A 5,866-nucleotide genomic window follows, 5' to 3' on the forward strand; every position below is an offset into this window, starting at 1 on the left:
GACCGTAATATGGAGAAAGTTTTGATTATTTGGATTGGCGGTGACCTACTCTCCCACGTCTTAAGACGCAGTACCATTGGCGCGGTGGTGCTTAACTGCCGGGTTCGGGATGGGACCGGGTGTTTCACTCACGCTATGACCACCAAACCAAATAACCAAAAACATGGAAACACGTGGTTATTCTTTGTTGGATTTGTTGATTTTGCGGTGCAAGATCGACGTATCCACGCAGGATTTCCTGAGTGTTTCCAAAATTAACGTTGTCCAAGTCGTTTTCGACTTATGGTGTTGTGTATGCTTCTGTTCAATCAGTTACAGTCTGTGCTGTTACTGGATCAAATCAAGCCTATCGGACGATTAGTACTAGTCAACTGAGCGTATTACTACGCTTACATCTCTAGCCTATTGACGAGGTGGTCTACCTCGGTCCTCAGGGATACCTTGTTTTGAGGGGGGCTTCCCGCTTAGATGCCTTCAGCGGTTATCCTGTCCGATCATAGCTACCCAGCACTGCTCCTGGCGGAACAACTGGTACACCAGTGGATCGTTCACCCCGGTCCTCTCGTACTAGGGGCAACTCCTCTCAAGTATCCTACACCCACGGCAGATAGGGACCGAACTGTCTCACGACGTTCTAAACCCAGCTCACGTACCTCTTTAAACGGCGAACAGCCGTACCCTTGGGACCTGCTCCAGCCCCAGGATGAGATGAGCCGACATCGAGGTGCCAAACACTGCCGTCGATATGGACTCTTGGGCAGTATCAGCCTGTTATCCCCGGCGTACCTTTTATCCGTTGAGCGATGGCCCTTCCACTCGGGACCACCGGATCACTATGGCCGTCTTTCGACTCTGCTCGACTTGTCAGTCTCGCAGTCAGGCTGGCTTCTGCCATTGCACTCAACGAGCGATTTCCGACCGCTCTGAGCCAACCTTCGCGCGCCTCCGTTACGCTTTAGGAGGCGACCGCCCCAGTCAAACTACCCGCCACACAGGGTCCCGGACCCAGATAATGGGCCGCGGTTAGACATCAAGCAATGCAAGGGTGGTATCTCAAGGGAGGCTCCACCAAGACTAGCGTCCTGGTTTCAAAGCCCACCACCTATCCTGCACATGCATGGCCTGATGCCAGTGTGAAGCTGTAGTAAAGGTGCACGGGGTCTTTCCGTCTAACCGCGGGAAGCCTGCATCTTGACAGGCAATTCAATTTCGCTGAGTCTATGTTGGAGACAGCGGGGAAGTCGTTACGCCATTCGTGCAGGTCGGAACTTACCCGACAAGGAATTTCGCTACCTTAGGACCGTTATAGTTACGGCCGCCGTTTACCTGGGCTTCAATTCGCAGCTCTCACCACTCCTTTTAACCTTCAGGCACCGGGCAGGCGTCAGACCCTATACGTCGTCTTACGACTTCGCAGAGCCCTGTGTTTTTAGTAAACAGTCGCCACCCCCTGGTTTGTGCCCCCAGCTCCAAGTTGCCTTGGAACTGGGCCTCCTTCTCGCGAACTTACGGAGGTATTTTGCCGAGTTCCTTCAACATAGTTCTCTCAAGCGCCTTGGTATTCTCTACCTATCCACCTGTGTCGGTTTAGGGTACGATCTTATAGGAGGGCTATTTCCAGGAACCTCTAAGCAGCCCATTCAATCCAATAAGGATGAACTACAGTCGAGATCCGTCACCACTCCACGGCCCAGGAATATTAACCTGGTTCCCATCGACTACGCCTTTCGGCCTCGCCTTAGGGGTCGGCTTACCCTGCTCAGATTAGCTTTAAGCAGGAACCCTTGGATTTTCGGCGAGAGTGTCTCTCACACTCTTTGTCGCTACTCATGTCATCATTCTCACTAGTGATCTCTCCACCGGATCGCTCACGCGCCGGCTTCACAGAAAGCTCCTCACGTCCAAGACCTTCCTAAGAAGGTTAAAGACGTGTGGAACTATGTCACACTACGCTCTGCTACCATGCACTATGTGCATCCTAAGCTTCGGCTCATGGCTTGAGCCCCGTTACATCTTCGCCGCAGGACAACTTATTTAGACCAGTGAGCTGTTACGCTATCTTTAAAGGATGGCTGCTTCTAAGCCAACCTCCTGGTTGTTTTGGTCGTCCCACCTGCTTTCCCACTTAGCCATGAATTAGGGGCCTTAGCTGTAGGTTAGGGTTGTTTCCCTCTCCACTACGGACGTTAGCATCCGCAGTGTGTCTGCCGACTAGTACTTCTCGGTATTCGGAGTTTGATTAGGATCAGTAAGGCTGTAGGCCCCCATTACCCATTCAGTGCTCTACCCCCGAGAGTATTCGGTCGACGCTCTACCTAAATAGATTTCGCAGAGAACCAGCTATCTCCGAGTTTGATTGGCCTTTCACCCCTAGGCACAGCTCATCCCGATCTTTTTCAACAGATGTGGGTTCGGTCCTCCAATTAGTGTTACCTAATCTTCAACCTGGCCATGCCTAGATCACTCGGTTTCGGGTCTGATCCATCTAACTCATTCGCCCTATTAAGACTCGCTTTCGCTGCGCCTACACCTAACGGCTTAAGCTTGCTAGATAGACCAAGTCGATGACCCATTATACAAAAGGTACGCCGTCACCCCGCAAGGGGGCTCCGACTGATTGTAGGCGTTCGGTTTCAGGTACTGTTTCACTCCCCTCGTCGGGGTGCTTTTCACCTTTCCCTCACGGTACTGGTTCACTATCGGTCAGTAAGGAGTACTTAGCCTTCGAAGGTGGTCCTCCGATCTTCAGACAGAATTTCACGTGTTCCGCCCTACTTAATACGTCCTCTCATGCTTCATATACGGGACTGTCACCCACTATGGTTGGCCATTCCAGACCATTCTATTCACAATTGAGGCTCGGCTGGTCCCCGTTCGCTCGCCGCTACTAGGGGAGTATCAATTGATGTCCTTTCCTCCGGGTACTTAGATGTTTCAGTTCCCCGGGTTTGCTCTTATAAACCTATGTATTCAGTCTATAAGTACCTGGTTTTACACCCTGATAACCATCTAACCGAAGCTAGATAATAACAGAATATAATCAGGTGGGTTGCCCCATTCGGAAATCCATGTATCAAAGCCTATTCTCGGCTCCACATGGCTTATCGCAGAGTATCACGTCCTTCATCGCCTCTTACTGCCAAGGCATTCACCAAACGCCCTTCTCGCGCTTGATTTGATCCAGAAAGAGCAAGACTTACGTCATGCAGGAAATAGCAAGCTGGTAAGCAACTATTCCACGCTTCCTGAACCAAAAGCATACATTTTCCCGCCCTTATCTTAGATAAGGACAATGAGTGGTCTTATACGTGGCACCATCCGTGCAGGAGGTAACCACAAAACCACTCTGGTTAGTGTACTTGACTTGGACAACCTGTTCGTTTCGGACGGGATATTCAAAAAGACCCGAGGAAGGGGTCTGGAAGAACCTTCAAAAGCACGAATGCTTAAGAACCGCACCGAGATGACTACGTTACTTCGCAGCATCAAACAGTGTTGTTAATTTTTCTCTATATACGATGTTAATTCGTCCAATCGGACGGCTAAACACTCTGAAGTGCTTAACGATCTGATCGAGTATTTGGTGGAGCCTAGGAGGATCGAACTCCTGACCTCCTGAATGCAAATCAGGCGCTCTCCCAGCTGAGCTAAGGCCCCAAAAACTATGGTGGGTCGAGGAGGACTTGAACCTCCGACCTCACGCTTATCAGGCGTGCGCTCTAACCACCTGAGCTACCGACCCAGTTGATTTTGCACAGCAAAACCGACTTACTACCGTTCGGCAGCAGGTCTTTCCACCACGCCGACGGTTAGCTCGACGCATGTTCTGAAGAGATATGAGGACGGCTCGGTCCGACCAGATCACGAAGGAAAACGTGTCTGGCAATATATGAGCAGTTTTGTTTACTGCTCTGCTAAGTGTTTCTAGAGACTAGCAAGCTAGTCTGACCGGAAACATCCTTAGAAAGGAGGTGATCCAGCCGCAGGTTCCCCTACGGCTACCTTGTTACGACTTCACCCCAGTCGCTGATCCTACCGTGGCCGCCTGCCTCCCCGAAGGGTTAGCGCAGCGTCGTCGGGTAGAACCAACTCCCATGGTGTGACGGGCGGTGTGTACAAGGCCCGGGAACGTATTCACCGCGTCATGCTGTTACGCGATTACTAGCGATTCCGACTTCATGGGGTCGAGTTGCAGACCCCAATCCGAACTGAGACAGTTTTTTGGGATTAACCCATTGTCACTGCCATTGTAGCACGTGTGTAGCCCAACCCGTAAGGGCCATGAGGACTTGACGTCATCCACACCTTCCTCCCGCTTATCACGGGCAGTTTCCCTAGAGTGCCCAGCTTAACCTGCTGGCAACTAAGGATGTGGGTTGCGCTCGTTGCCGGACTTAACCGAACATCTCACGACACGAGCTGACGACAGCCATGCAGCACCTGTATCTCGTCCAGCCTAGCTGAAAGCTCCATCTCTGGAGCGACGACGAGTATGTCAAGGGTTGGTAAGGTTCTGCGCGTTGCTTCGAATTAAACCACATGCTCCACCGCTTGTGCGGGCCCCCGTCAATTCCTTTGAGTTTTAATCTTGCGACCGTACTCCCCAGGCGGAATGCTTAATCCGTTAGGTGTGTCACCGAACAGTATACTGCCCGACGACTGGCATTCATCGTTTACGGTGTGGACTACCAGGGTATCTAATCCTGTTTGCTCCCCACACTTTCGCACCTCAGCGTCAGTATCGAGCCAGTGAGCCGCCTTCGCCACTGGTGTTCCTCCGAATATCTACGAATTTCACCTCTACACTCGGAATTCCACTCACCTCTCTCGAACTCAAGACTAGCAGTATCAAAGGCAGTTCCAGGGTTGAGCCCTGGGATTTCACCTCTGACTGACTAATCCGCCTACGTGCGCTTTACGCCCAGTAATTCCGAACAACGCTAACCCCCTCCGTATTACCGCGGCTGCTGGCACGGAGTTAGCCGGGGTTTCTTTACCAGATACTGTCATTATCATCTCTGGCGAAAGTGCTTTACGACCCTAAGGCCTTCATCACACACGCGGCATGGCTGGATCAGGCTTGCGCCCATTGTCCAAGATTCCCCACTGCTGCCTCCCGTAGGAGTCTGGGCCGTGTCTCAGTCCCAGTGTTGCTGATCATCCTCTAAAACCAGCTAAAGATCGTAGACTTGGTAGGCCATTACCCCACCAACTATCTAATCTTACGCGGGCTAATCCTTCACCGATAAATCTTTCCCCCGAAGGGCGTATACGGTATTACTCTCAGTTTCCCGAGGCTATTCCGTAGTGAAGGGTATATTCCCACGCGTTACTAACCCGTCCGCCGCTCCTACCCGAAGGTAAGCGCTCGACTTGCATGTGTTAGGCCTGCCGCCAGCGTTCGTTCTGAGCCAGGATCAAACTCTCAAGTTGAAAGGTTATTACTAACCTATCCTTGACGTCGAACCTTTGCACATCGAATGATTGTTCAAATCATTCATCTTCTGTTTGTTGTGCTAAAGACTACAAAGTAGTCAGAAGCCGTCCAAACAGTGAAGCTGACACTAGATCATCGATAGTGCGTCAAATGACACATTCTCTACTAGCGCGATATGCCGAGGCTGATCCATCGAATGAACCAAACCGCCCACATATCTCTTCAGTTAAATATCAATTTCAAACAGCGTTGAGACAACTATAAACAAGATGCGCCGTATCTTATCAGCGCGCCCCGCTACATCTATCTCGATTTTAGTCCCTAACTTCCCGTCGTTTCCGACCTTCCGTTAGTGCAGTTCCGATCATCTCGTTGCTGCTGAGGGCGGTTCTAGTGTTATCACACAAAACCCGCAAGACCTTTTTTCGC

At 51.1% G+C, this 5,866-nt stretch carries 2 tRNA genes and 3 rRNA genes; all 5 read right to left on the reverse strand.

The features are described from left to right. Positions 1 to 32: 32 nt before the first annotated feature. The 5 genes from rrf to PFRI_RS03150 all read right to left on the reverse strand — a co-directional run bounded on the left by rrf (position 33) and on the right by PFRI_RS03150 (position 5,433). A 5S ribosomal RNA gene (gene rrf, locus PFRI_RS03125) occupies positions 33 to 147 on the reverse strand. A 189-nt stretch (positions 148 to 336) separates the two neighbouring features. Continuing rightward, positions 337 to 3,176, reverse strand: a 23S ribosomal RNA gene (locus tag PFRI_RS03130). 405 nt (positions 3,177 to 3,581) lie between these two features. Then, positions 3,582 to 3,657, reverse strand: a tRNA-Ala gene (locus tag PFRI_RS03140). A gap of 8 nt (positions 3,658 to 3,665) precedes the next feature. Then, positions 3,666 to 3,742, reverse strand: a tRNA-Ile gene (locus tag PFRI_RS03145). Between the two features lie 222 nt (positions 3,743 to 3,964). Continuing rightward, positions 3,965 to 5,433: ribosomal RNA gene (locus PFRI_RS03150) — 16S ribosomal RNA — on the reverse strand. Together the 16S, 23S and 5S rRNA genes with 2 tRNA genes alongside form the textbook arrangement of a ribosomal RNA operon. Positions 5,434 to 5,866 lie beyond the last annotated feature (433 nt).

It is taken from the genome of Planktotalea frisia (genome assembly GCF_001890925.1).
Classification (GTDB): domain Bacteria; phylum Pseudomonadota; class Alphaproteobacteria; order Rhodobacterales; family Rhodobacteraceae; genus Planktotalea; species Planktotalea frisia.